The following is a 26,034-nucleotide window of genomic DNA, read 5'->3' on the forward strand; positions in this document are numbered from 1 at the left end:
GTCATCATGACCAACTCGACAACTACCTCCACTGCCTCGACCGCAGGCGCCAAAGCCCACGCGCGATCGCAGGCCGGCGCCATCACAGACTCCATGCCCGTGGTGCCCGCGACCGACTGGCCCACGCCGCCCGCCGACGTCGATCCGAAGTCGTTGGTCTGGGCCGAAACGGTGCCCGGGGGTAGGTACACGACCAAGGTGCTCGCGCGCGGAACGCGAATCCGGTTGCGCGACATCACCGGCGACGCCTGCGCCCACCTGCTGCTGTGGCGCGCCGACGCGACGTGGGAGCGGCTGAACATCGCCGACACCGTCAAGGTGCCCTGGCAGGCCTACCTCACCACCGGGCATCCGCTGCTGAGCGATCAGGGTCGGGTGCTCGCCACGGTCGTCCATGACCGCAGTGCGCGCCATGATGCGCTGACCGGCACGACAACCCTCGCCGACAATGTCGCGAAATATGGTGACGGCAACCCACATTCGGCAACACCCGCGGGCCGCGAACTCCTCAAGCTCGCGGCTGCCAAGAACGGCCTGACTCCGACCGATGTCGCGCCGTCGCTCTCATTCTTCGAGGGGGTCAGAGTCGGCGACGACGGATCGTTCGAGTTCCAGGGCAGTGCCGGGGCCGACACCAGTGTCGACCTGCTCCTGCATCTGCCGTGCATCGTCGCATTCGCCAACACCGCACATCCCCTCGACCCCGCACCGAGCTTCCGCTCAGGGCCGCTCGAAGTGCTCGCCTGGAAGGCAACCGACGATCTCGACGCCCTGCTCGCCGATGTCGCCGACCGTGATCCCGAGTACCAGCGCGCTGTCAGGAACAGTGAAGACGCATACGGCGCAACGCATTTCTGACCACCGCAGGTTGAGTCGCCCACCCGAGCGGCGTCAACACCACCCCACACCCAAGGACCAAGCATGACCACCACGATCGACCACACCACAGCCCCCGCCGCCGACCTCGCGCTCGTAGGCGGTGACGTGATCTACGACGGCGTCGTCGCGGAACGCGCGCCCTGGTCGGAAGTCGTTGCCGCGGGCGACGTCCTCACGATCGTCGACCTGCACGGCAATCAGGCCGTCGACACACTCTTCTACGGCGGCCACGATCACTCGATCCGCTACTCCGCGCAGACGACCATTGCCGCGCAGGGCAATATCTTCCTCACGACCGGAACGGTCATCCGCGACCAGGAGTCGCAGCCGATGATGACGATCGTCGCCGACGAGGTCGGCAACCACGACACCCTTGGCGGCGCCTGCTCGCAGGAGTCCAACACCCTGCGCTACGGCCACCACACCAAACATCAGCACGCGTGCGTCGAGAACTTTCTCATCGGCGGCTCGCGGCACGGTCTGGGCAAGCGGGATCTCGTCGGCAACGTCAATTTCTTCATGAACGTCCCCGTCGATCCCGACGGCGCACTCGGGATCGTCGACGGTCTGTCGGCTCCCGGCAAGCGTCTGGCGCTTCGCGCTGAGGTCGACACGCTTGTGCTCGTCTCCAACTGCCCGCAGATCAACAACCCCTGCAACGGATTCGACCCGAGCGCCGTCCGCGTCATCGTCACGCGACCGCGCAGCTGAGTCGACGACGCCCGCGTCCGAGGAGACGAGATGAACAGCAACACCACTCAGCCAGACGCCGTCGAGGTGCTCCGCGCCGGACCGATGACCACCATCCAGGACTGGCCCGGCCGAGTCGGCTACTGGAAGGTCGGGGTACCGCCGTCGGGTCCGATGGACGACCTCTCCTTCCGGCTCGCGAACATGGCCGTCGGGAACCCGGCCGGCGCAGCGGGTCTCGAGGCGACGATGATAGGACCGCGTCTGCGGTTCGCGACGTCGGCGACCGTCGCGGTCACCGGGGCACCCGCCCCGGTCACACTCGACGGGCGCGCTGTGCCGCACTGGGTTCCGATCGCGGTGTCCGCCGGAAGCGTGCTCGATGTCGGTGCTGTCGGTACGCTCGGATTGCGCGTGTACATCGCGATCTCGGGCGGTGTGGAGGCACAGCGCTACCTGGGCAGCAGATCCACGTTCACGATGGGCAGGTTCGGCGGGATCGAGGGCCGCGTGCTCGCCGACGGCGACGGTCTGGCGCGCGCGGGGATGCCGACCGTGAGCGCCACCCGGATTCTCACCGAGGAGCAGCCCGCATTCACCAACTCGTGGCAACTCGGTGTGACCGTCGGACCGCACTCGGCGCCCGAGTTCTTCACGCCCACCGACATCGACGAGATCATGGGCACCGACTACCAGGTCCACTTCAACTCAGACCGCACGGGTATCCGCCTGGTGGGTCCCAAACCGCGGTGGGCGCGCACGGACGGTGGCGAAGCCGGGTTGCACCCGTCCAACATCCACGACAACGCGTACTCCGTCGGCGCGCTCGACTTCACCGGCGACACACCGATTCTGCTCGGTCCGGACGGTCCGAGTCTTGGCGGCTTCGTATGCCCCGTGACGGTGACCGCCGCTGAGCGGTGGAAGCTGGGACAGCTCAAACCCGGCGACACACTCCGTTTTGTTGCCGTCAAGGCGGATGAGACGGCATCGCCGGCCGAACTGGGCCTTGCGCGCCGAGCATGCTTCGTCGACGTCCTTTCCCGCGGGGGCGATAGTGACAGCGGAATCCTCGGTACCACGACCACCGCCGACGGCACGACCTCGGTGACCTACCGCCGCAGCGGTGACGACAACATCCTCGTCGAGTACGGCGACATGCGTCTGGACCTCGCGCTCCGTGCGCGCGTGCACGCACTGGCCGAGCGCATCGAGGCGGAGAACCCCGCGGGACTGATCGACCTGACGCCAGGGATCAGATCGCTACAGGTGAAGGCGGACCCGACGATATGGTCGCAACGACCCATGCGGGACTGGCTGATCGAATGCGAAAGTCAACTGCCGGCCGCCTCGGAGCTCGTGGTACCCAGTCGCACGGTGCACCTGCCGTTGTCGTGGGACGACCCCGCGACGCGCGAGGCGATCGAGCGCTACATGCTCGGCGTACGGGGAGACGCCCCGTGGTGCCCATGGAACATCGAGTTCATCCGCCGTATGAACGGGCTCGACTCGGTCGACGACGTCCATCGCATCGTGTTCGACGCCGACTACCTCGTTCTCGGTCTCGGCGATGTCTATCTTGGAGCGCCGGTTGCGGTTCCGCTGGACCCGCGGCATCGCCTCGTCACCACGAAATACAATCCCGCGCGAACCTGGACGCCGGAGAACGCCGTAGGGATCGGAGGCGCCTACCTGTGCATCTATGGCATGGAAGGGCCGGGCGGCTACCAGTTCGTCGGCCGCACAACGCAGGTGTGGAATCACCGATACCCGCAGCAGGCCCCGGGCTTCGAACCGGAGCACCCGTGGCTTCTCCGCTTCTTCGACCGAATCAAGTGGTATCCGGTGAGTGCCGATGAACTGTTGGACATGCGCGCCGATGTCGCTGCAGGACGCGGTGACAGCGTCCGCATCACCGAGGGCACGTTCTCGCTCGCCGAACACGAGCGCTTCCTCGCCGACAACGCGGACGATATCGCGTCATCCCGCGTCCTGATGGAACAGGCGCGCGCCGAGGAGCGCGAGAGGTGGTCTCTTGCAGGTGAATTCACGTCGCCCGCGATGGGCCAGACCGCCGCTAGCGAAGGTGACGAGCCGAAGGACAAGGTCGCATGAGCAAGGTCGACGAGATCTACGCCCGGATCGCCGCAGCCGACCGCCCCGAGGTGTTCATCTCGCTGCGCGCGCGGGAGGACGTCGCGGTGGACTACGATCGTTCGCTCCGCGACGGCGGCCCGCTCGCCGGAATCATCCTCGCGGTCAAGGACAACGTCGACGTCGCCGGAATGCCTACCACGGCAGCATGCCCCGGATATGCGTACACACCTGAGGTCGACGCGCCTGTCGTCGCAGCACTTCGTCGGGCAGGAGCGATCGTCCTCGGCAAGACCAACCTCGATCAGTTCGCCACCGGTCTCGGCGGAACGCGTAGTCCGTATGGCGCGGTGCGTGATTCACGACGCCCCGAGCGGATCTCGGGAGGATCGAGTTCAGGATCGGCCGTCGCCGTGGCGCTCGGCTTCGCCGATATAGCCATCGGTACCGACACCGCCGGATCGGGACGTGTGCCCGCCGGGCTGCAGGGCATCGTAGGTGTGAAACCTACTGTCGGCGCGATCGCGACCGACGGCATCGTTCCCGCGTGCGCCGAGTACGACGTCCCGACCATCTTTGCAGCGAGCCTCGAGCTCGCGGACCTGGCGACCGGCGTGATGGCCGAGGCCACGGGGCCGCGGCCCTTCTCGCGCGCAACACCGTTCGCGGCACCGGAGGCGCCCACGATCGCGGTTCCCGCGGAGCTGCCGGAACTCGACGACCGCTGGCGCGCGGCGTTCGGCGAGGCAGTGGCCGCCGCCGAGGCTGCGGGCTTCACGATCAAGACGATCGACCTCGCACCCTTTCTCGCCGCAGCGAAACTGCTGTACGAGGATGCGCTCGTCGCCCAGCGATACGATGCCGTCGGTGAGTTCGTCGACGGTGCAGCCGATTCCGCAGACGTCGGACTTGATCCCGTTGTGGCGCAGATCGTGACGAAGGCATCCGGCTACACGGCGGTCGACCTGCTGCGCCTCCGACGCCGACTCGCCGGACTGAGGTCGACGGCGATGGAGGCGTGGGGTGACGCGACGGCTCTCATGGTGCCTACAGCACCCTGCCATCCGCGAATCGACGAGGTGGCCGACGATCCGGTCGGTGTCAACAGTCGGATGGGTACCTACACCAACTTCTGCAATCTGTTCGACCTGTGTGCGTTGGCCGTTCCGGCGGGCGTCGTCGACGAGGCCGACGGGACGCAGGCGCAATTCGGGATCACTCTTCTCGCGAATGCACACGAGGACGCGGTTCTCGTCGACCTCGCTCGGCGATGGGAGATGTCGACATTGACTGTGGGACGGGATTCCCCGGCGGTGACTGGCTCGGCATGGCCGGAACACGTGGCGCCGTCGGTCGAGCTCGCCGTGTTCGGAGCGCACATGCGGGGTGGGCCGTTGACCCCCGAGCTCAGTGATCGCGGCGCGCACTGGAACGGTGAGGTGCGGACAGCAGCGTCGTATCGCCTTGTGGCACTGGACACGACACCGCCGAAGCCGGGCCTGGTCCGCGACAGCGTCGATGGCCGGTCCATCGAGGGGGAGTGCTGGGTGCTGTCGCCCGCCGCGCTCGGTGAGTTCCTCGCCGCGCTCCCGCAGCCGATGATGCTGGGCAAGATCGAACTCTCCGACGGTCGCTGGGTGGTCGGATTCGGATGCGACGTCGAATCGAGCGAGCAGGGTGAGCCCCTCGATAGGACGCGGTGGTGACGTCGAGGCGGAGAACCGCACGTCCAGAGCAGTCAGGGCCCAGGACCGTCCGTCCATCGCACCTGCCACCGACAGGATCGGGCGTCCCAAGTGGGTTGTCCACAAGCGCTCTACCAGCAAAAACATCGCTTATATCGAACGTATATTCGTGTACCGTGGGTGGTATGACCGAATTCGGCGACATCGTCCCGGATAACCGCCACACTCGCGGACGCGATCGCGTTGGTGTGCGATCTCTCGCGGCAGCTGCAGTGTCGTCGGAGACGGACGCCGACAACGGGATCGGGCCGTTGTTCACCGGGCCGGCCGTCCCCGCCCAGTTGGCGCTCACCATTCCGGCGGCCACTCCGGTTACGTCGTCGCTGCCGTTCATGGGCGCCGTCGCCGAAGCCACTGCTCGACGTCCACTGTCGACCTCGTCGCGAGCCGATCATGTCATACCACCGACGTACGATGAGTATCGAAAGACTCTCCACCGCAGCCTGATACGACGAACACGAGCACAACCGTGAACCCGCGCGCCCGTTCACACACGGACCGCGCTCGATCGTTGAGAACTCCATAGATGCGCCGAGCGGACGTGAGGCGGTCGGCATCATCGGCCGACCGCCTCATGGAGGCGGCTGATCCACCGCACTGAGGGGCTGCGAGGGTGTAGAGCTCCAGGCTGCGCAGGGTTCGTTCGTGTTGCGAATTTGTGTACGGGTGTAGACCGAAATCGTCTCTCCCCGTGTTGCTTTGCTGCGTTCATCGTCAACTAGGAGATCAGGGCGAACCGATGTCAGATTTTCAGCAAACAGGCTGTTTCGTCCGATGTGCGGTGATTCAATTCTCCTGGTCCGAGTGCTTCACACCGGGGCGAATGTCACAGAGGGGATCACAGTCACATGGCTCAGTCGGCGGTCAACGATGCGCAGCGCAGTGGAGTGCGTCGAGCAGAAAAGCAGGGTCGACGCCGCAAGCGCAAGGCTGCCGAGCGCACCGCGGCAGGCGCCGTTGCGGTCGCTGCCGTCGCGACACTCGGCTTCGGACAGACCGTCGGGGCGGGGCAGGCGGAGGCTGGTGTGACCGACGATGTGGTCAACGCAATCGTCACAGGTGCCGGTGACATTGCCGCCTTCTGGAACGTCGACGTGTGCGCGAACGGCGAGAAGAGAGGAAACGCGAACTGTAGCGATGCGTCGAAGCTGGGTATCGCGGTCGTCCTTCCCGACGAGGTCTCGGTGGTCCCGAGCGACAACAACAAGTCGCACGGCTCGGCTGTTGTGAGGGGATCAGGGTATGAGTTCGCGCTCGCGGCACGTGAAGGTAAAGCGACCGCGATCGCGTTCCTGCCGGTAAGCCTTGCAACTGCGGGTGCCACCGACGGCCGCACCGCGTGGTCGTTCGCCGTTCTGGGGATGGCCAACGCGTGGACGACGGACACCACTGACGTGACGCTTTGGTACGGCGGCCCCGGAGCGCCGCTCGTTCCAGGAATCAAGTCGGTGGGCTGTTACGGCGGAGCGACTGCCGCCTATGCCGAGGGAGTGGGAGCGTGCGCCAACGTCGCGGGCACGTTCGACTTCCGCTACAACGAACTCGCCGCCAACAAGACGAAGTTGACGACACCCGAAGTGCAGTTCGCGCTCACCGACCCGACCGCCGTCATCTCAGACCCGGCCGGGGTGTTCACGGATGTGCTCAGGGCGCTTCTGAATGGCGAAACACCCTGGCTCAGCAAAGACTTCACCCGCCTGACGGTCGGCGGTGACCGGACTGATGCGTACGGTCTCCCTGTCTTGTTCACGCTCACAAGTGATTACGGCACGCAAGCGCCCATCGTGGTGCATTGGCTAGGGTCGTCGATCACGTTCAACCCGCTCGTGAACGTCAACGATAACGGCAAGGCCAAGCCGAATCATCTGGGGATTCCGGTCATCACGTTCGGCGACGTCGACACCGCGCAACTCCTGCCGACCGTAGACATCCCGGCGATCGCATTTCCGTTCGGCCTGCCGTCGGTGGGCCCCTTCGGCGAAACGGGCAGTGCGGCGCGGTCCGCTGGCCAGATCACGGCCTTGCGCGCCACCAGCGGCGACGCCGTTGTTCCGACACGCGCGGCTGCGGCGTCGGCCGTCGACAATTCGACCACACCGGCTTCTGAAAACAACACGGCTGCACAAGAAACCGATGACGTATCGGTTTCTGTACCTTCGGCTGACTCACAAACGGCCCCTGCGCAAGCGGATTCGCATGACGAGGATGCGTCGCGCCCGCAGGCGCAACGCGAGGTGTCGTCTGACCCGGCGTCACAGGCCGGGGCAGATTCACCGAACACGACACAGGTCGACGGCGGGGCTTCCGCCTACGTCGGCAAGCACCGCTCACCCGACGATTACGTCGGCAAGCACCGCTCGACCGACACCGGAGGACAGGTCGGAGCCAGCAGCCAGGACGGAACAGGCAGTCAGGAGAGAGCAGGGAGCCACTCCGGCGCTGAAAGTCACACTGGTGCAGCAGGTCAGGCCGGTGCGGTAAGCCACGCCGAGACGAGTTCCTCAGCGTCCTCCGCGAACGCCGAGTAGCCGCATCGACGTTCCGCCCGGGTTGTCGCCGCCGTCGAGTTTGTTAGAACGGAAGAGGCCGATCACTCGACACGAGGAGATGACGATGAGCGAACCGATCTCTGGCGACAACCTGCCAGAGGGCGTTGTCGATCCCGAAGCGCCACTCGACGACGAGCCGGGCGAGTCACGTGTTGACGATGCTCCGCTCGACGCGTTCGTCGATCCTCTTGCAGGTGTCGAACCACCGCAATCCGACGACGTTCCGAGTGCTGACTACGTCGACCAGCAACTCGACGTCGACGAAGAGGAACCCCCGAGGCGCGACGACTGACCGTCGGTAGCCCGTTGGCTACAGTCCCGTTGGCTACAGTGGAGCCACCGACGCAGATTCGCCCAACGGTGTCGCCGTCCACGCGCTCGTCGGAGCAGGTGTGGACGGCGACGGCGCGCGCTAGGAGGAATGCATGGCGATCGATCCTGCAAAGAGCAAAGCTGTCTCGCAGGTTGTACGTGAGAATCCGGGGATGAGCCTTGTGGCGATATCGCCGGGCATCGTGGTCTTTCTCCTGGTCGGTATTTTCACCAACTGGTTTCTGGCCATCGTGCTCGGCGTGGTCGTGCTGGCAGGCGGTTACTACCTGCTGACCCGGCAGAAATGAGCAGGGCATAACCGGTGCGAGTACGACTGCGGACAGCTGACTGTCGTGCGCTGGCGACGAGGCATCAACCGTGAGCGCACGCGTTGACGCCTACATCTGGGCGATCCGCTTGACGAAGACGCGCTCGGCTGCGGGCGACGCGTGTCGTGGCGGGCACGTACGCGTCAACGGGACCACTGCCAAGCCGGCACAGCACGTCAGCATCGGCGACGAGGTGCGTGTGCGGTTGGGTGGTCGTGAGCGGATCGTTGAGGTCACGCAGGTGATCACCAAACGTGTATCCGCTGCGGCAGCGTCGGCCTGCTACATCGACAAGAGCCCGCCCCCGCCGTCGAGGGAGATCCTTGCCAGTCAACCGCGACGCGATCGTGGCGCGGGGCGACCGACCAAGCGTGAGCGACGTGAGATCGACAAGTTGATGCGCGGTGGTTTCCTGGTGTCCGTCGCGTTGCTGATCGCGCTGATCGGCAGCGCATGCTCGTCGGGTTCCGACGATGCAGGCGGCTCCCGCAACGACAACGCCGCAACTGCACCGGGCAAGGCGGGGTCGGGTCCGTTCTTCGGCCAATGTGGAGGCGTGACCACCGAAGAGGTCAATGATCTGGCGAAGCTGGGAACGCTGACCAACACGGTGAACAACTCGTCGGTCTGCGAGTGGTCGTCGAGTGCTGACCGCACCGGGCCGGTGGCCTCGTTCAACTGGTATCGCGGTTCGCCGATCGGGCGTGAGCGTGCCACCGAGCAACTGTCCCGTGAGTCGACCAAGGACATAGAGATCAACGGGCACAAGGGATTCATCGCGTCCGACACGGGGATCTGCGAGATTGGAATCGGCTTCGGCGCCGACTTCTTCGAGTGGTCGGTGAGCGCGGGCGTCAGCTCGCTGAGCACGCAGGCGCCCGACACCGAGCAGATCTGCGACGCCACACGGCAACTCGCCACGATGTCGATCGAGCGTGCGTCATGAGAAAGCACACGCGAGTCGTCGTGCCGCTTCTGACAGCTTTTCTCCTGCTGATCGGCGTGCTGACGGGATGCACCGTCGACGGTCAGGCGGTGTCGTCAGAACAAGCCAACGCCGACCAGTCCGGCAATGTCGACACCGATAGATTCGACAAGCTGACTCTCGAGTGCCAGGTGCTCTCGACCGCGCAGATCGCCAAGGCTGTCGGTGGGACGTCGGCGCGAGGCACCTTCAACGGAGCGATCTGCCGATGGATCGTCGACGGTGCGGTCGCCGCGAATGTCACATTCAACTGGTTCGAATGGGGCGACTTCAGCGTCGAGAAGGATGCGGCCAAACGTCTCGGTTACACCACCGAGAACGTCCGGATCGTGAGCCAGGCGGCGTTCACTCAGCGAGATCCCAAGCGTCCCGCGGTGTGCGGTGTGACCAGTCGGGCACCCACTCGCGGCGTCTACACGTTCTGGGTCGAACCAATCGGTGGCGCCGCTGCCGCGGACCCGTGCGTAGCTCCGACGAAACTCATGGAGCTGCTTCTCAACGGCGGACAGTGATCGCGATCCGCGCGTAGTCAAACATATGTTCGACTGCGTGTCGAATTGTGGTTAAGGTGAGTCCATGACTCTCTCCGTTGCCATGATCACAGTTGATGCACACGACCCGACCACTCTCGCCACCTGGTGGGCCACCAATCTCGGCGGCAGGATCGTCGAGGAGAACGACGGATTCTTCGTGATCGTGGCGTTGGGCGACGGCCAACCCGCGATCGGATTCCAGAAGGTCGACGACCCGACCCCTGGCAAGAATCGCATCCACCTCGATCTGTCGTCGCCCGAGTATCCGGCGATCGTCGACACTCTCGTCGCGAACGGTGCCACCAACCTCGGCGACCGCGAGATCCCGGGCGGCGGTTTCGCGTGGACCACGTTGGCCGACCCCGCCGGAAACGAGTTCTGCGTGTCGGGGGGTCACTAGCCTGTCGGAGCGCTCTGTCCCCGCAATCGTGGCCCCTGGCCGGTCGGCTGCTACCGCTTCGTCACCGAGGCGGTGGCGGCAACCTGATACTCGGCGTCGTCGCCGGGGATGAGCATCCACAACAGGAGCCGCCGGGGCTCTCGGACACGCCGCACCGTGATGGGTGTACCGGGAACAATGGGACGCAGATATTCGATCACGAGGCGATGTGGTCCCTCGATCAGGTCTCCGTGATCAACCAGCTCGTCTTCGACGGCCTCGAGGTAGGCGGCATTGTTGAGGTGCTTGAACGGGTCGAAATCGGTGCTGCGCAATACGTGCTCGCGATCAGGCGCCGACGCTCCTTCCTCATCTGGAGCCTGCTCGGGGTTCATCGACTTCCACCGAAGTCGATGCTCGTCGGTCATCGACGACAGCAACTCGAATGCGTTGTCGGAGATCCGCGAGGGCATGCCCTGGTCGTTGACGTTGATCCAGAAGGCCTCTGACTCGATCAGTCCGGGCTCGCGCGGTTCGGGATTGAACCGGTTGGTCTCGTGTTCTGCGGTCAGCCGCACGCGCATGTTGGTCCAGCGGGTCGACAACGCGCCGCACCAGCGCTGGGCCGTAACGGTCGCGGGCCACGAGATCGGCGAGATCACGTCGATGACCGTCCGACGCACGATCCAGAACGGATCGGAGTCGCCGAGGTCTGTCGCATCGATGTTGTCGTTGGCGATGTCCTGCAGATACCGTGCGGCGGCGTCGAGACGCACCCGCATGTCCTGGTCGACGTCTCCGGTGCGTACGCGGTAGGTCGCCTCGAAGTATCGGGCGCCCTCTTTCCGGGCCGGGAGCGCGGAGTCGGTGGCCTGACTGTGGTCGCGGGTCAATAGCTGTCCTCTGTTGACGTCGGCTGTGCCGGTTGGCTCACACGTGTCGGTTACGATCGGGTGGCTCACAGGGCAATCGTTAAGATACAGTCACATCAAAACTAGAACACGTTCTACGTGCTGAGTGTTCGAAGGACAGATGCAGATGGCCCATGTGATCACACGCCCTTGTTGTAACGATGCGAGCTGCGTCGCGGTGTGCCCGGTCAACTGTATCCATCCCACTCCGGACGAGCCCGCCTTCTTCACCGCCGAGAGCCTCTACATCGACCCCGACACATGCATCGACTGCGGAGCGTGCATCGACGAGTGTCCCGTCGAGGCGATCATTCCCGACGACCAGCTCGACGAGCGTGATGAGCCGTACCTCCAGATCAACGCCGACTACTACACAGACCACGATGTCGACGGTGGCCTTGTTCCCCCGAAGAAGGCCCCCAAACTGCCGGAAGGGAACATCCGGGTAGCCATCGTAGGTGCCGGTCCCGCCGCGTTCTACGCTGCAGAGGAACTCGTCCGCAAACCCCAGGTGGCCGTCGACATGTTTGACCGCCTGCCGACGCCGTACGGCCTGGTTCGCGCGGGTGTCGCCCCCGACCACGCGGCGACAAAGGGCGTCGAATCGACGTTCGCCGCGACCTCGGCCAAGCGCAACTTCCGGTACTTCCTCAACGTCGAGGTCGGCACGCACATCAGCCACGATGAACTGACCGAGCGCTACAACGCTGTCATCTACGCGGTAGGGGCACCCACCGACAAACGGTTGGGCATCCCCGGTGAAGACCTCGCGGGTTCGGTGTCGGCGACCGAGTTCGTCGCCTGGTACAACGGTCATCCCGACTTCGCCGACCGCATCTTCGATCTGTCGTCAGAGCGCGCGGTGGTCGTGGGCAACGGCAACGTCGCACTCGACGTGGCACGCATTCTGGTGACCGATCCCGACGAACTCGCGAAGACCGACATCGCCGACCATGCCCTCGCCGCGCTGCGCGAGTCGAACATCCGGGAGGTCGTCCTACTGGGGCGCCGCGGGATTGCACAAGCCGCCTACACCAACAGCGAGTTCCTCGCACTCGGCGACGTCGACGGGGTCGACGTGATCATCGACCCGGCCGACCTCACGCTCGATCCGCAATCGAAGGCGGCGCAGTCCGACGGCGAACTCGACTCGACGATCGCGACCAAGCTGCGCATCGCACAGGAGTTCGCCGCCCGACCGACGGTCGAGGGCAACAAGCGGATCGTCTTCCGCTTCCTCACGTCGCCAACGGAACTGTCCGGTGACGGGAGGGTCGAGAAACTGCACGCCGTGCGCAACGTCTACACCGAAGCGGGAGACAACGTCGCGATCGTGCCGACCGACGAGGGTGTCGACCTCGACACCGGACTCGTACTGCGCGCGATCGGGTATCGCGGGGTACCCATCACCGACGTGCCGTTCGACGAGGTGCACTGTGTGGTGCCCAACGTCGAGGGCAGGGTGCAGACGAGCGTCGACGGCGACCCGGTCCGGGGTCTGTACGTGACCGGATGGATCAAGCGGGGCGCCACCGGCGGGATCGGGCGCAATCGACTGTGCGGTCAGGAGACCGCCGAATCGGTGATCGCCGACTTCGTCGCCGGCGTGCTGCCCGACGCTCCCACCTCGGCGGACGACGTGGCCGACCTGGTTGCTGAACGCGGCGCCCACCGCATCGACCTCGCCGGATGGAAGAACATCGACGCCACCGAACGCAGCGCGGGGAAGTCGGCTGGCCGTCGTCGTGTGAAACTGGTGCATATCGATGATCTCGAGTCGGCGTCACGGGAAGTGGCGGACGCGAGGTCGTGACGCGGTGGCGGGTTCGGTCACGTCGTCTATTCCGACGGCGGTGAACCGTGCAGCATCGTCGGGCCCTCGCAGGTCCGTGAAACGAGAGGTGGAACCACAACGTGCGCGTGGCATTACTGTCGTATCGCAGCAAACCGCATTGCGGTGGACAAGGCGTCTACGTACGCCATCTCAGCAGGGAGTTGGCGCTGCTGGGGCATCAGGTCGAGATCTTCTCGGGACAGCCCTATCCCGACCTGGACCAGGCTGCGATCGACGCGGGCGTCACCCTCACCAAGGTGCCGAGCCTCGGGCTCTACGACGAACCGGATCCGTTTCGTACGCCACGACCCAGTGAATTCCGCGACTGGATCGACGCGCTCGAAGTCGGGGCGATGTGGACGGCAAGCTTCGGTGAGCCGTTGACATTCAGCCTTCGCGTCGCGCGCCTGCTCGCAGATCGTCGTGACGACTTCGACATCGTGCACGACAACCAGTGCCTCGGCTACGGGCTGCTTCAGATCCAGAAGCAGGGCTACCCGCTGATCGCGACAATCCATCATCCGATCACCCGCGACCGGTCGCTGGCGGTCAAGGCCGCCACGGGGTGGCGCAAGATCAGCGCGTGGCGCTGGCATTCGTTTCTGCGGATGCAGGGTCGCGTCTCGCGTCGCATACCCGAACTTCTGACCGTCTCACGCAGCAGCGAGGTCGACATTCGTAAGGCGTTCGATATCGAAGCGGGTCGCATCACCACCATTCCCCTCGGCGTCGACACCGCGGTGTTCCGCCCCGAGGCGGCCTCGGCGCGGGTCCCCGGCCGTGTCGTGTGTGTCGCCAGTGCCGACGCACCACTCAAAGGGGTGTCGTACCTGCTGGAGGCGATCGCCAAACTCAGCGCGGAGCGCGACGTCGAACTCACCCTTGTCTCCAAGCTCGACCCGCATGGGCCGTCGGCGAAGCTGATCGACGAACTCGCCATCTCGTCGCGGGTGCGGGTCGTCTCCGGTCTCGAGGATTCGGAGATGGCGGAGCTGCTCGCGTCGGCTGAGGTGGCCTGCGTACCGTCGCTCTACGAGGGCTTCTCGCTGCCCGCGGTGGAGGCCATGAGCTGTGGGACGCCACTCGTCGCAACGCACGCAGGTGCGATCCCCGAGGTGGTGGGTACGGATGGTCGCACGGCTACGCTGGTCCCGCCACGCGATTCCGGTCGACTCGCGCAGGCCATCGGAGCTCTGCTCGACGACGAGACCGCCCGTGCCGCACTCGGTGCTGCGGCACGTGCGCGGGTCGAAGACCGGTACAGCTGGGCTGCGGTGGCCGCCACGACCGCAGCACACTATGAGACCGTCCTCGCGCGGGTCCGTCGCGACGGACCCGGTGCCACAGGGCTAGCCATGAATTCGGAGAAGGGGAGTCATGCTCACAGTTGATTTCGACCGCTTGGGTGTCGGGTCGCACACGAAGGTGATCGACATCGGTGCGGGGCAGGGCAGGCACTCGTTCGAGATGTTCCGTCGTGGTGCAGACGTCATCGCGTTCGACCAGTCCGAGAGCGACATGGCCGACGTCGCGGAGATGTTCGACGCGATGATGGCCGAGGGGCAGGTCCCCGCCGACGCCAAGGCACGTGCGGAAGTGGGAGACGCTCTTCGACTTCCCTACGCCGACAACAGCTTCGACGTCGTACTGATGTCGGAGATTCTCGAGCACATCCCCTCCGACGAAGAGGCCATCGCCGAGATGGCGCGCATTCTCAAGCCCGGCGGCGTCGGTGCGGTGACCGTACCGCGCTATTGGCCCGAGAAGGTGTGCTGGGCCCTGTCGGACGCCTACCACGAGGTCGAGGGCGGCCACGTCCGGATCTACAGGGCGTCGGAGTTGGCCGACAAGTTGCGCGCGAACGGTCTCGAGGTGACAGGCACCGACCACGCGCACGCACTGCACGCGCCCTACTGGTGGCTCAAATGTGCCGTGGGCGTTGAGAACAACGACAATCCGTTGGTGAAGGCGTACCACAAGCTGTTGGTGTGGGACATGATGTCGGCACCGGCCCTGACCCGGGTCGGTGAGCAGGTGCTCAATCCGGTGATCGGCAAGTCGGTCGCGTTGTACCTGCGGAAGCCGGAGCTCGCGGCGTCGTGACCGTGACGTCGAGCATCGTCGACCCGACCACCGGTCGATGACCGCGCAGGCGCATGTGGGTGCGCTCGCCATCGCCGGTGTGGTGACAGGTGAGCAGATGCGCGACACCGGAGCCGCCATAGCCGCCATGCAGGAGGACAGCGGCGCCCTGCCGTGGTTTCCGGGCGGCCGCACCGACCCCTGGGATCACATCGAGTCCGCGATGGCGTTGAGCGTCACCGGTTTTCACGCAGAAGCCGAGGCTGCATACGGCTGGAGCCAGCGCACCCAGCGTGCGGATGGATCGTGGCCGCTGCGCTTCGACTCCGGTGTCGTGACCGATCACGGCACCGATTCCAATTTCTGCGCGTACATCGCTGTCGGTGTCTGGCATCACTATCAGATCACCGGCGACGTCAAGTTCTTGAAACGCATGTGGCCGGTCGTGTGGTCGGCGATCAACCTCGTCCTGCGTTTCCAGCGTCCCGACGGAGCCTTCCGCTGGGCGGGCGATCACGAGACGGGCGCCATGTTCGACGAGGCGCTGATCACGGGGAATGCCAGCATTTTCCATGCGCTCGACTGTGCTGTTCACATGGCGGCCGAGGTCGATCAACCCGACGACGAATGGGTGCGTGCGCGTGCCGCGTTGCGCGACGCATTCACCTGCCGCCCCGACGTTTTCGAGAGGCCGTCCGAGCACTCGATGGATTGGTACTACCCGGTCCTCGGCGGTGCGATCCGGGGCAGGGCAGGCCAGGAGATGATCGCGCGTCGGTGGGAGGAGTTCGTCGTCCCCGGACTCGGGGCACGGTGCGTCGACCACCGGCCGTGGGTCACCGGAGCGGAGACCTGCGAATTGGCCATCGCCCTCGATGCTCTCGGCGACATCGCAGACGCCGTCGAGCTCATCGCCTCGATCCAACACCTGCGCGATCCGGATGGTGCTTATTGGACTGGACTCGTCTTCGACGACGGGAAGCGGTGGCCGGTGGAGAAGAGCTGCTGGACATCGGCGGCCGTGGTCCTCGCGGTCGACGCGGTCACGAGAAGCAGCGAGGCCAACGGGATCTTCCGCGACGCCGGAGCGGTCTGACACCCCGTCGCGGACATATCAGGCGCAGAACAGGAACATGTTCTAGACAGGTGTCCAGTCATCTGCCTATCCTGGCGGTATGGATTTCGGGATCGTTCAGTTCACCAGTGATCGCGGGCTCAGGCCCCAGGTGCTCGCTCCGCTCATCGAGGAGGCGGGCTTCGCCTCCTACTTCGTCCCCGAGCACGGCCACATTCCCACCCGTCGCGACGCCGCGCACCCGCAGACCGGCGACTCGTCACTGCCGGATGACCGGTACATGCGCACACTCGACCCGTGGACCACGCTCGCCGCGGCGGCGGCGGTCACCTCGCGCATCAGACTCGCCACCGCGGTCGCACTGCCGGTTCAATCCGACCCGATCACGCTCGCGAAAACCCTTGCCACGCTTGATCACATCTCAGACGGTCGAGTGACCCTCGGTGTCGGATTCGGATGGAATCTCGACGAACTCGCCGATCACGGCGTTCCGTCGAAGCGCCGTCGGACGATGTTGCGCGAGTACCTCGAGGCGATGCGTGCGCTGTGGACAGCCGACGAGGCCGAATACCACGGCGAATTCGTCGATTTCGGCACGAGTTGGGCCTGGCCGAAGCCGCCGCAGGGCTCAATTCCGACGCTGGTCGGCGCAGCGGGTACCGAGAAAAACTTTCGATGGATCGCGCGCAGTGCCGACGGCTGGATCACGACCCCAGGGGAGGCCGACATCGCGGGGTCGGTCGCACTCCTCCGGAGGCTCTGGTCCGACGCGGGCCGCGCAGGTGAGCCGCAGATCGTCGTCCTCGACGTCAAACCCGTCCCAGAACGTCTCGATGAGTTCCGCGACCTCGGCGTCACCACGGTGCTGTACGGCCTGCCGGACGACAGTGTCGAGCGGGCAACCGGCTACCTGGCCAAGCTCGCCGGCAAGCTGGGGATCGCTCCCGCAGTCGCGCACTGAGAACCGCCGCCGACGATCGGCTACGAGTTCCTGTTCGGCCGACTCCCACTGGGCATTCTCGCTCGCTTGCTTCGTGTCAGTCGATAGGTGCTCCGTCGAGCGAGTGGTACTCGGCATTCGGCACGATCCCGAGCGCCGAGGAGATCCGGTTGGTGAAGTTGTACATCGCGGTCAACTCGACGACGTCCCAGATGTCGTCGGCGCCCAGACCCGCTTCCGCGAGCGCGTCGACGTCGGAGCGCTCGACGGTCGAGGGCGCACTCGTGAGTTTTTCGACGAAGGCGCAGATGGCGCGCTGCCGATTGCTGAGATCCGCGTGACGCCAGTTGAACGTGATCCGGTCGGCGTTGGCTTCGTCGTGCATCTCGTGCCGTAGCGCCTGTCCGTGCGAGACCAGGCAGTACGTGCATCGATTGATTCCGGAGGCAACCACCGCGATCATTTCCCGGTCGGCGCCCGACAGTGTCTCCGTGGGTTCCGTGACTTGCCGAAAGTGGTTGAACCACGCGGAGAATCGCTCAGGTCGGTGGGCGTACGCGCTGAACACGTTGGGCACGAAGCCGAGCTGTTCGGATGCCTTCCCGAATAACTTCTGCAGTTGCGGCGACAACTCGGTGACCTCTGCGTCCGGGAAATACGATCCGCTGCTCATGAACACGCTCCTCACAACTTCTCGGTGACCGGTATCGGCCCCACAATCACACAATCACACGCGGGGGGATGCGCGAAGACCAGGCATCACGAAGTTGTGGATGTAGACGGCGACCGATCGCGGGTCATCGGGGTCGATGGTCGCGCCCGCGACGGTGCCGAGGCTGATGAGGATCCGCGCGATCCACTCCGACGTCGTGTCGACGTCGTGTCCGGCGTCGACCTCCCCGCGGTCGACCGCTGCCTCGACGTAGGGGCGCCAGAAGGCAGCGAGATCCGGGACGAGTCCCGCGACGCCGACTCCTGCGCATGCCGCGAACTCGTCGGGTTCTGTGGTCCGCAGTCGCAGGAGCAGTGCTCCGGGATCGTCGTAGGCGCCCCTGCCGATGCGCACGCCCGCGATGAGCTGTTCTGCGAAACCGTCGACGGTGTCGAGTTCGCTGCGGGCATTGGTCCAGAACGCTTCGTTGAGTCGGACGATCGTCGCGCCCACCATGGTCTGTTTGTCGGGAAAGTGTCGATACAGCCATGCGCGGGACACGCCTGCGATGTCGGCTACCTGCTGCATCGTCGTGGCACGTATTCCCTTGTCCGCCAGCAGGCTTTCGGCGGCGTCGAGCATCCTGTCGGTGGCAGACGCGACCGCGGCGACCCGGATTGCCCCGGTGGTGTCGGTCTGCACGGCGCCTCCTACGTCTCGTCCACTGGCTGCGGCCACGGCGGCAGCGCCGCAGAAAACCGCGACATCGGTGCCGGTGATGGAGCCGAAGCGCACCGGTATGCGGCCAACTCTAACAGCGGAAGTAGACATTTTTCGGAAAGTGTTCACCGGAGGTCGCGGCAAGGAGTAGACACAATTGTGAATCTGTCAACTGAGACCCGACCTCATCGTCCGGGACCACGGTCTGGCAGCCACAGTGCACCATCTGCCGCGAGCGTGTCATCGGCACCGTCGCCGCAGCACCACTACCGAGAGGCACACATGAGCGCACGTCCACCGCAGACGGCTGTGATCGGTGCGGGCATCAGCGGTCTGACCGCAAGCAAGATGCTTGCCGACTACGGCGTTCCGTTCGCCACGTTCGAGTCGTCCGATCGCGTCGGGGGCAACTGGGCGTTCGGCAACCCGAACGGCCACAGCAGCGCGTACCGGTCGCTGCACATCGATACGTCGAAACATCAGTTGTCGTTTCGCGATTTCCCGATGCCCGACGACTACCCGGACTTCCCGCATCACACACTGATCAAGCAGTATCTCGACGACTACGCCGATGCCTTCGGCATCCGCGAGAAGATCGAGTTCGGCAACGGGATCACCCATGCGCAGCGACTCGACGGCGGCGGGTGGGAACTGTCCACGCAACGGGGCGAAACCCGCCATGCCGACCTCCTGGTCGTCGCCAACGGACATCATTGGGACCCACGATTCCCCGATTTCCCCGGCGAGTTCGCGGGCGTCGAGATGCACGCGCACTCCTACATCGATCCGCGCACGCCCCTCGATTTCCACGGCACGCGCATCCTCGTCGTCGGTCTGGGCAACAGCGCCGCCGACATCGCGGTCGAGTTGTCCTCACGCGCGCTCGAGACGACGGTGACCATCTCGACGAGATCGAGTGCGTGGATCGTCCCGAAGTACCTCGGGGGCAAGCCCGCCGACAAGTACTACCGGACGTCGCCGTACATTCCGTTCGCGTGGCAGCGCAAGGTGGCGCAGATCTTCCAGCCCCTCACCGCGGGACGTCCGGAGAGCTACGGACTACCCAGGCCCAATCACAAGTTCTTCGAGGCACATCCCACGCAGTCGGTCGAACTGCCATTCCGTCTCGGCGCGGGCGACGTCACCGCGAAGGGCGACATCGAGCGTCTCGACGGCGACACCGTCCACTTCGTCGATGGCTCGTCGGCCGACTTCGACGTGATCATCTATGCCACCGGATACAACATCTCGTTCCCGTTCTTCGACCCCGACTTCATCAGTGCCCCAGGCAATCAGATCGATCTCTACAAGCGCATGATCTATCCGGGGATCGATGACCTGTTGTTCGTCGGCTTCGCTCAGGCGACGCCAACGCTCTTCCCGTTCGTGGAATGCCAGGCCCGGTTGGTCGGCGCGTACGCGGTCGGTGAGTATCGGCCGCCCGCCATCGACGAGATGCGACGGGTCATCGCCCAAGATCAGGAGTTCTATACCGGGCACATGCTGCACAGTGCGCGCCACACCCAGCAACTCGACTACTTCCTGTACGAACACGACATGCGGACAAGAGAACTGCCTGCAGGTCGACGCCGCGCCGCCGAGGTCGGCGCACCGAGGTGGGTCGGACTCGGCGAGAACGCTACGCATCAGGGCGCAACGGAACTGGCGTCCGCACTCGACGGGGGAGCACGATGAGCCGACACGGACGACAAGACGTCACCTTCGACAGCAACGGAACCGACTGCCACGCCTGGTTCTTCCCACCCGCACAACCTTCCGCGTTCGAGACAGCTGCGGGGGTTCCCGTCGTCGTGATGGCACACGGTTTCGGCGGGACCAAGGACTCCGGTCTCGAGCCGTTCGCGCGACGACTGGCCGACGCTGGTCTGGCCGTGTTCGCCTTCGACTACCGCGGCTTCGGCCTGTCCGGCGGCTCACCTCGCCAGCGGGTGTCGATGGCGGGACAGATCGCCGACTATCACGCCGCCGTCGAGGCCGCCTGTCGGCAGGCGGGCGTCGACGCCGACCGGGTGGTGCTGTGGGGTCTGTCGCAATCGGGCGGTCACGTTCTGCACGTCGCCGGCGAACGACACGATGTGGCAGCGGTGATCTCGGCGGTGCCGATGGTCAGTGGGCCGGCCGCGGGGCGTCATCATCTTCCGCAGGTCGGCGTGCTGCCGATGCTGCGACGCAGCGTCGACGGCATCGTCAGCACGGCGTCGTCGAAAATCGGTGGTGCTCCACGCATGCTGCCGATCGTGGGCCGTCCGGGCCAGCAGGCGGCGTTGACCAGCGCAGGCTTCTACGAGAGCTACAAGGCGGTGGCGGGTCCGTCCTGGGTCAACGAGGTCGACGCGTCGGTCACGTTGGAACTGGGTTCGTACCGCGCCGACAAATCAGTCGATCGGATCCACGCGCCGACGCTCGTGCAGATCGCCGACTTCGACCGCGGGGCCCCTCCGCACGCGGCGGCCAGGACCGCGTTCAAGGCGCGGGCAGAGGTGCGGCATTACCCGTGCGATCACTTCGATATCTTCGCCGAGGTCGACCCGGTGATCTTCGATCGCGTCGTCGACCACCAGATCGCCTTTCTCGCACGGCATCTGGCGACCGAATCATGCTCACGCGCTGCCGACGTCGAACCAGCGGCGCGCCAGGAGGTGTGAGCGGTCAGGCCAGACGCGCACTGTTGGCACCCTCTGTCGCCTCGATCACCAGCTCGGCACCGAAGGGTTCGCCCGCGTCGAGCGCTGCGAGGAGGGCGTCGTCGGAGGTGAGCGCAGCGACCCTGGTCTGGCCGTCGTCGGCGGTGGCGACAACCACACCCATCGGACCGTGCCTGCCGTGATCGACTGTGAAGGTGTCGAGAGTCGCTGAGCCGCTGAAGAACTCGGCAACAGGGCGGGTCGGCGCAGCGTCGAGACGCGCCTGCAGTGCGCGGTCCGAGCGAGGCGTGTATTCGACCGGATTCGTCGAGTACACGCCGACCGACGTCTTGCTCATGATGCCGCCGTTTGCCACCACCAGGCCGTATGCGCCGGGCAGGCGCCGCAACCGCTCGACCGTCTCGACGATCGCGTGACTCGAATAGTTGTGGCCGGGGCCGCCGAAGAACGGTAGCCCACCGGTGACAGTGAGGCCGGTCGACGCGTCGGCATCCAGTCCCAGCGCGTCGCACACATTGAAGACGGGGATGGGAAAACAGCTGTACAGATCGACGGTCGAGAGATCGGCGACGCCAACCCCGGCCATGTCCAGTGCACCCGTCGTCGCGAGCGCCGCGGCGGGGCTACGTCCGATGTCTGCGCGAGCCAACAGTGCCTGCTCGTGCAGATCGGTGTGGCCGTGCAGAAAGACCCACTTGTCGCGCGGCACCCCCATCCTCTCGGCGTTCGCCACCGAGGTGAGGATGATCGCCGAACCCACGTTCACCATGTCGCGCGCCACCACCTGGCGCGGATACGGCTGCGCGATGACGCGGTTGGCGTCGGTGACCGTCGCGAGTTCGTCCACGCTGCGGATCACCGGCGACGCTGCGAACCGGTTGGCCGCGGCCACCTGTGTGAACGGCGCGAACAGTCTGCCCATCGCCCGACGATGGTCGTCCACACTCGTACCGAGCCTGTGTCGGCGTGCGTTCTCGGCGAGCGCATACGCCACCGGCATCGACGTGAGTCGATGCCGGACCATCGTCATGTCGATGAAGTCCTCGAAGTGCGGCCCCCGGTCGTCGAGTTGCCCATCGATCTCTTCGCTGAAGTCGGGTCGGTCATCGCGGTCGGCGAAATACCTTGCTGTGGATGTTGCTTCGGCTCCGACGATGAGTGCGCAATCGGCTCTGCCCGCCGCGATCATCTCCGCGTGCTCGGTGAGCAGTGATTGCGGCGATTGTCCGCCGACAATCTCCACGAGCACGTGTCCAGGGGTGAGTCCGACGCGGCGGGCGACCGATCGAGGGTAGTTGTTCGACCGGCCGAGTGGGCTGGGCACGTGCGGCATGTTCTCCATCTCGCGAACAGCCGCGATCACGTCGACCGCGTCGCGAACCGCACCTGCCGCAGCCGTGTCGGCGAGGGCGGCGCGCGTGGCTGCCGCACCGAGATCGATACTCGACGACGCCTGGTATTCGGGGGTGTCGATCCGGTCGCAGGATTGACCTACGCCGACGACCACCGGCGTGTGGGGAGCGATGTGCATCAGTGCGGGAGGGGTTTTCCGACGTCGCCGCGATCACGGCGCAGGACCCGAAGCGACCCCTCGGCGCCTACCTCGGTGAACTCGCCCGTGGCCAGGGCCTGACAATAGATCTCGTAGGGAGGCCTCCCGCCATCGGCGGGGTCGGGGAACACATCGTGGATCAGCAGTGCACCACCGATCCGCACCCAGGGCGCCCAACCATCGAGATCGTTCTGTGCGGCCTCCATGGAGTGACCGCCGTCGATGAACACGAAGTCGGCGGGCGAACCCCAGATGCGTGACGCGACGGTCGACGGTGCGAGCACGCCGATCACGGTCTTCTCCAGGTCGGCGTCGAACATGGTGCGGCGGAAGCGCGCCGAGGTGTCGAGAGCGCCGGTATGCGGATCGACCAGGGTGGGGTCGTGGTACTCCCAGCCGGGCTGGTGTTCTTCGGAACCGCGATGGTGGTCGACGGTGACGATGGTTGCGCCGAGCGGTTCGGCCGCGGCCCCCAAGAACACCGTCGACTTTCCGCAGTACGTGCCGATCTCGATACCGAGCTTCGTCGAATCCGGTTGGGCGAGATACTCTCCGGCTATCTCGAAGAGCGTCTGCGCTTCGTCGAGTGGCATGAAGCCGGGTGTCTCGTGCGCGACTGCGCGTCGTGCGTCGGAGGGGGCTGACGTCGGTTGAGACGCCGATGGTGCACTCATGTCTGAGATCCTAACCGTGCGAGCGTTCGCTCCGCGTAGGGTTGGGACCATGAAGGCACAGATGCTCACCGCAGAGTCCGGCCCAGATGGTTTGCAGTTGACCGAGGTCGACGATCCGACACCCGGTGACGGGCAGGTACTCGTCGACATCAAGTCGTGTGGCGTGTGTTTTCCCGACCTGCTGATGAGTCAGGGCAAGTATCAGTTGCGGATGCCCGTGCCGTTCACGCCCGGTACCGAGGTCGCAGGTGTGGTCCGCGAGGCACCGGCGGATTCCGGTTTCACCCCGGGGGACCGGGTACTCGTCGCATCGATCGTCGGGGGTTTCGCCGAGCAGGTCACCGCGGCGCCCGAGCAACTGCTGCGGATGCCCGACCAACTCTCGTTCGACGAGGGCGCGGCCATGGGTATCAACTTCCAGACCGCGCTGTTCGCGTTGAAGCTGCGCGCGCAGACCGCTCCCGGCGAGGTTGTCGGGGTGCTGGGGGCCGCGGGAGGCGTCGGTGTCGCCTCGATCCTCGTCGCGAAGGCCATGGGCGCCACCGTCGTCGCGATCGTGCACCGCACCGGGGCCGAGCAGATGCTGCGTGAACTGGGTGCCGACCACGTCGTGCAATTGTCCGACGGCTGGGGAGACAGGCTCAAGGAGTTCGCGCCCGGCGGCGTCGACGTGATGATCGATCCCGTCGGCGGGGACGTGTTCGACGAAGCGCTGCGCCAGGTGGCCCCTGACGGCCGGTACGTGGTGATCGGCTTCGCCGCGGGCGGCATCCCCACCGTCAAGCTCAACCGCGTGCTGTTCCGCAACATCGCCGTCGTCGGCGCCGCCTGGGGAGAGTACGTACGTACCCACCCCGACGTGCCTGCGCTGCTGCATGACGAGCTCACCGAGATGATCGGAGCGGGCATGCGACCACCGGTGAGCGTCCGGTATGCGCTCGCCGACCTTCCGCAGGCGTTGACGGATCTGGCCCAGGGGCGGATCCTGGGGAAGGCGGTCGTGCACGTCGCCGACTGAGCTGCTCGCGATGGTCGCACTGCGCCTGCCGGTCCGGGACGCTCTGATGTCAGAGACCAACTGACGTTCACGACCCTTAGACGTCACGACCCTTTGACGTCAGGGACCGCCTGACGAGCGAGACCAACTCGAGAAGGAATGCGCCATGTGCCGCAACATCACCGAGCTGCGCGGACTCGAGCCTCCTGCGACCGACGAGGAGATCGAGGCCGCGGCGCGGCAGTACATCCGCAAGGTCAGCGGAATCCGGCAGCCGTCTGCAGCGAACTCACAGGCATTCGAAGCCGCGGTCGCCGCCGTCACGGCGGCCACCGAGACCCTGCTCGACGCGCTTCCGCAACGTCGACAACCGCCCAGGACGGTACCGCCGCTGCGGCGGCCAGAGGTCAGGGCCCGCATCGAGGCGTCTGCGTCACCCTGAGTGGTTGCGGCAGGTCACTCGTGCGTGCCGACCCCGAAAAGTGCGGCTGCGTTCTCGTAGAACACCGCGCGTAGCCAGTCGTCGCCGAGATCGAGTCGAACCAGCGCGTCGAGTGCCTCGGTGTAGGGATACGGGATGTTGGGGTAGTCGCTGCCGAACAGGATCTTGCCGCCGAGGTCGAGCAGACGGGGCCGCAGGTCGGCCGGGAACGGGGCGTCCTGTTCGGAGAAGCCGGTGAACGACATCGTCGTGTCGAGCCGGACGTTCTCGTATGCGTCCGCAAGATCGAGAAACGCCCCGTATTCGGGAGTTCCCATGTGCGCGACGATCAGCGGTAGCGAGGGGAATTGACGCAACAGGGCAGCGACCGGCTCCGGCCCGGTGAACCGGCCCGGCGTCGGGCCGGAACCGCAGTGGATCACCACGGGCACGCCAGACTCTGCGATCTGCGCCCACACGCTCGTCAGACTCGGATCAAGCGGCGAGTAGTCGCCGACCTGGATGTGCGACTTGAAGACTCGCGTGCCGCGCTCGATCGCGGTCGAGACGTACGACGCCGCGTCGGGCTCCGGGTAGAACGTCGAGGTGTGCAGGCAGTCCGGATGGTGCGCGGCAAAGTCGGTGGCCCAGCCGTTGAGCCACTCGGCCATATCGGGCTTGTGCGGGTAGATCATCGACGAGTAGGCGCGCACCCCGAATGCCTGTAGCGCCGAGACGCGCACATCCTCGTCCGCGCGGTAGGTGATGGGCCATTCGCGCCCGAGTAGTGGCCCGACAGAATCGAAGTAGGCCCACACCTTGTCCATCACGCGACGCGGCATGAAGTGAGTGTGCACGTCGATGATGCCGGGTAGACCCAACTCGAGCCAGAACTGCCGCACCGCAGCGGCTTCGGCGGCGGTGAACGGTGCCGGAGAGCTGTCGTGGTCGTGAGCTGCGTTCGACTGTGCTGGATCGGTCACAGAATCACCGTACGCCCCCACCCGATGTTCTC

26 protein-coding genes are annotated in these 26,034 nt (G+C 65.6%); 20 read left to right on the forward strand and 6 right to left on the reverse strand.

The window, feature by feature from the left end; all coding sequences use genetic code 11:
- The first annotated feature begins 6 nt into the window (after positions 1–6).
- The 11 genes from GOACH_RS02320 (at position 7) to GOACH_RS02370 (ending at position 10,516) form a co-directional block, all read left to right on the forward strand.
- Positions 7–858 (forward strand): urea amidolyase associated protein UAAP1, encoded by an 852-nt coding sequence (locus GOACH_RS02320; protein ID WP_005169891.1) that lies wholly within the window; start codon positions 7–9, stop codon positions 856–858.
- 63 nt (positions 859–921) lie between these two features.
- A complete protein-coding gene (locus tag GOACH_RS02325) occupies positions 922–1,590 on the forward strand; it encodes an urea amidolyase associated protein UAAP2 (RefSeq protein ID WP_005169894.1) in 669 nt (222 codons plus the stop codon).
- A gap of 30 nt (positions 1,591–1,620) precedes the next feature.
- On the forward strand, positions 1,621–3,684 hold the full coding sequence (locus tag GOACH_RS02330; RefSeq protein WP_005169897.1) for a 5-oxoprolinase/urea amidolyase family protein: 2,064 nt from the start codon (positions 1,621–1,623) through the stop codon (positions 3,682–3,684).
- On the forward strand, positions 3,681–5,369 hold the full coding sequence (gene atzF / locus GOACH_RS02335) for an allophanate hydrolase (RefSeq protein ID WP_005169899.1): 1,689 nt from the start codon (positions 3,681–3,683) through the stop codon (positions 5,367–5,369). The genes GOACH_RS02330 and atzF overlap by 4 nt, the downstream gene beginning before the upstream one ends.
- 164 nt (positions 5,370–5,533) lie before the next feature.
- Positions 5,534–5,881, forward strand: a complete 348-nt coding sequence (locus GOACH_RS02340) for a hypothetical protein (RefSeq protein WP_040517476.1) — start codon at positions 5,534–5,536, stop codon at positions 5,879–5,881.
- Between the two features lie 375 nt (positions 5,882–6,256).
- On the forward strand, positions 6,257–7,936 hold the full coding sequence (locus GOACH_RS02345; RefSeq protein WP_005169902.1) for a hypothetical protein: 1,680 nt from the start codon (positions 6,257–6,259) through the stop codon (positions 7,934–7,936).
- A gap of 85 nt (positions 7,937–8,021) precedes the next feature.
- Entirely contained in the window at positions 8,022–8,249 is a 228-nt protein-coding gene (locus GOACH_RS02350) for a hypothetical protein (protein ID WP_005169905.1), read from the forward strand.
- A 133-nt stretch (positions 8,250–8,382) separates the two neighbouring features.
- On the forward strand, positions 8,383–8,577 hold the full coding sequence (locus tag GOACH_RS02355) for a hypothetical protein (RefSeq protein ID WP_005169912.1): 195 nt from the start codon (positions 8,383–8,385) through the stop codon (positions 8,575–8,577).
- Between the two features lie 70 nt (positions 8,578–8,647).
- Positions 8,648–9,544: a DUF3558 family protein gene (locus tag GOACH_RS02360; RefSeq protein ID WP_005169914.1), complete on the forward strand. Its 897-nt coding sequence runs from the start codon at positions 8,648–8,650 to the stop codon at positions 9,542–9,544.
- The gene (locus tag GOACH_RS02365; protein WP_005169917.1) at positions 9,541–10,095 is read left to right on the forward strand and encodes a DUF3558 domain-containing protein; all 555 of its coding nucleotides are present in this window, start codon (positions 9,541–9,543) and stop codon (positions 10,093–10,095) included. The genes GOACH_RS02360 and GOACH_RS02365 overlap by 4 nt, the downstream gene beginning before the upstream one ends.
- Before the next feature lie 64 nt (positions 10,096–10,159).
- Positions 10,160–10,516, forward strand: a complete 357-nt coding sequence (locus GOACH_RS02370) for a VOC family protein (protein ID WP_005169919.1) — start codon at positions 10,160–10,162, stop codon at positions 10,514–10,516.
- Positions 10,517–10,566: 50 nt separating this feature from the next.
- Here the strand turns inward: GOACH_RS02370 and GOACH_RS02375 are convergent, their stop codons facing one another.
- A complete protein-coding gene (locus GOACH_RS02375; RefSeq protein ID WP_040517633.1) occupies positions 10,567–11,388 on the reverse strand; it encodes an acyl-[acyl-carrier-protein] thioesterase in 822 nt (273 codons plus the stop codon).
- Between the two features lie 145 nt (positions 11,389–11,533).
- Between GOACH_RS02375 and GOACH_RS02380 the strand changes: the two genes are divergently transcribed.
- The 5 genes from GOACH_RS02380 to GOACH_RS02400 all read left to right on the forward strand — a co-directional run bounded on the left by GOACH_RS02380 (position 11,534) and on the right by GOACH_RS02400 (position 17,358).
- On the forward strand, positions 11,534–13,219 hold the full coding sequence (locus tag GOACH_RS02380; RefSeq protein WP_040517635.1) for an FAD-dependent oxidoreductase: 1,686 nt from the start codon (positions 11,534–11,536) through the stop codon (positions 13,217–13,219).
- A gap of 101 nt (positions 13,220–13,320) precedes the next feature.
- Positions 13,321–14,631 (forward strand): glycosyltransferase family 4 protein, encoded by a 1,311-nt coding sequence (locus tag GOACH_RS02385; protein WP_005169935.1) that lies wholly within the window; start codon positions 13,321–13,323, stop codon positions 14,629–14,631.
- Positions 14,618–15,343, forward strand: a complete 726-nt coding sequence (locus GOACH_RS02390) for a class I SAM-dependent methyltransferase (RefSeq protein WP_005169937.1) — start codon at positions 14,618–14,620, stop codon at positions 15,341–15,343. Before GOACH_RS02385 ends, GOACH_RS02390 begins: the two co-directional genes overlap by 14 nt.
- 37 nt (positions 15,344–15,380) lie before the next feature.
- Positions 15,381–16,418, forward strand: coding sequence for a glycoside hydrolase family 15 protein (locus GOACH_RS02395; protein ID WP_005169939.1), 1,038 nt, complete (start codon positions 15,381–15,383; stop codon positions 16,416–16,418).
- A gap of 79 nt (positions 16,419–16,497) precedes the next feature.
- Positions 16,498–17,358: an LLM class F420-dependent oxidoreductase gene (locus GOACH_RS02400; RefSeq protein WP_005169940.1), complete on the forward strand. Its 861-nt coding sequence runs from the start codon at positions 16,498–16,500 to the stop codon at positions 17,356–17,358.
- A gap of 76 nt (positions 17,359–17,434) precedes the next feature.
- Here the strand turns inward: GOACH_RS02400 and GOACH_RS02405 are convergent, their stop codons facing one another.
- Both GOACH_RS02405 and GOACH_RS02410 read right to left on the reverse strand, forming a co-directional pair.
- Positions 17,435–18,010, reverse strand: a complete 576-nt coding sequence (locus GOACH_RS02405) for a peroxidase-related enzyme (protein ID WP_005169941.1) — start codon at positions 18,008–18,010, stop codon at positions 17,435–17,437.
- 54 nt (positions 18,011–18,064) lie between these two features.
- Positions 18,065–18,631 carry a TetR/AcrR family transcriptional regulator gene (locus GOACH_RS02410; RefSeq protein WP_052003891.1) on the reverse strand — a complete coding sequence of 189 codons (567 nt, stop codon included), beginning with the start codon at positions 18,629–18,631 and terminating at the stop codon, positions 18,065–18,067.
- Positions 18,632–18,991: 360 nt separating this feature from the next.
- On the opposite strand from GOACH_RS02410, the gene GOACH_RS02415 reads away from it, so the two are divergent.
- A complete protein-coding gene (locus GOACH_RS02415) occupies positions 18,992–20,404 on the forward strand; it encodes a flavin-containing monooxygenase (RefSeq protein ID WP_005169947.1) in 1,413 nt (470 codons plus the stop codon).
- On the forward strand, positions 20,401–21,375 hold the full coding sequence (locus GOACH_RS02420; RefSeq protein WP_005169949.1) for an alpha/beta hydrolase: 975 nt from the start codon (positions 20,401–20,403) through the stop codon (positions 21,373–21,375). The genes GOACH_RS02415 and GOACH_RS02420 overlap by 4 nt, the downstream gene beginning before the upstream one ends.
- Positions 21,376–21,379: 4 nt before the next feature.
- Here GOACH_RS02420 and GOACH_RS02425 read toward each other — a convergent pair whose 3' ends face one another.
- Positions 21,380–22,906: a TLP1 C-terminal extension domain-containing protein gene (locus GOACH_RS02425; RefSeq protein ID WP_005169952.1), complete on the reverse strand. Its 1,527-nt coding sequence runs from the start codon at positions 22,904–22,906 to the stop codon at positions 21,380–21,382.
- The gene (locus GOACH_RS02430) at positions 22,906–23,601 is read right to left on the reverse strand and encodes a class I SAM-dependent methyltransferase (protein WP_005169954.1); all 696 of its coding nucleotides are present in this window, start codon (positions 23,599–23,601) and stop codon (positions 22,906–22,908) included. Before GOACH_RS02430 ends, GOACH_RS02425 begins: the two co-directional genes overlap by 1 nt.
- 49 nt (positions 23,602–23,650) lie before the next feature.
- Between GOACH_RS02430 and GOACH_RS02435 the strand changes: the two genes are divergently transcribed.
- Together GOACH_RS02435 and GOACH_RS02440 are read left to right on the forward strand one after the other, a co-directional pair.
- Positions 23,651–24,619 (forward strand): NADPH:quinone oxidoreductase family protein, encoded by a 969-nt coding sequence (locus tag GOACH_RS02435; protein WP_040517479.1) that lies wholly within the window; start codon positions 23,651–23,653, stop codon positions 24,617–24,619.
- Positions 24,620–24,764: 145 nt separating this feature from the next.
- Positions 24,765–25,040, forward strand: a complete 276-nt coding sequence (locus tag GOACH_RS02440; RefSeq protein WP_005169964.1) for a DUF2277 domain-containing protein — start codon at positions 24,765–24,767, stop codon at positions 25,038–25,040.
- Positions 25,041–25,054: 14 nt separating this feature from the next.
- On the opposite strand, the gene GOACH_RS02445 is transcribed toward GOACH_RS02440, so the two are convergent.
- A complete protein-coding gene (locus GOACH_RS02445; protein WP_052003881.1) occupies positions 25,055–26,002 on the reverse strand; it encodes an amidohydrolase family protein in 948 nt (315 codons plus the stop codon).
- Positions 26,003–26,034 lie beyond the last annotated feature (32 nt).

Origin of the sequence: Gordonia aichiensis NBRC 108223 (assembly GCF_000332975.1) — a bacterium.
Classification (GTDB): domain Bacteria; phylum Actinomycetota; class Actinomycetes; order Mycobacteriales; family Mycobacteriaceae; genus Gordonia; species Gordonia aichiensis.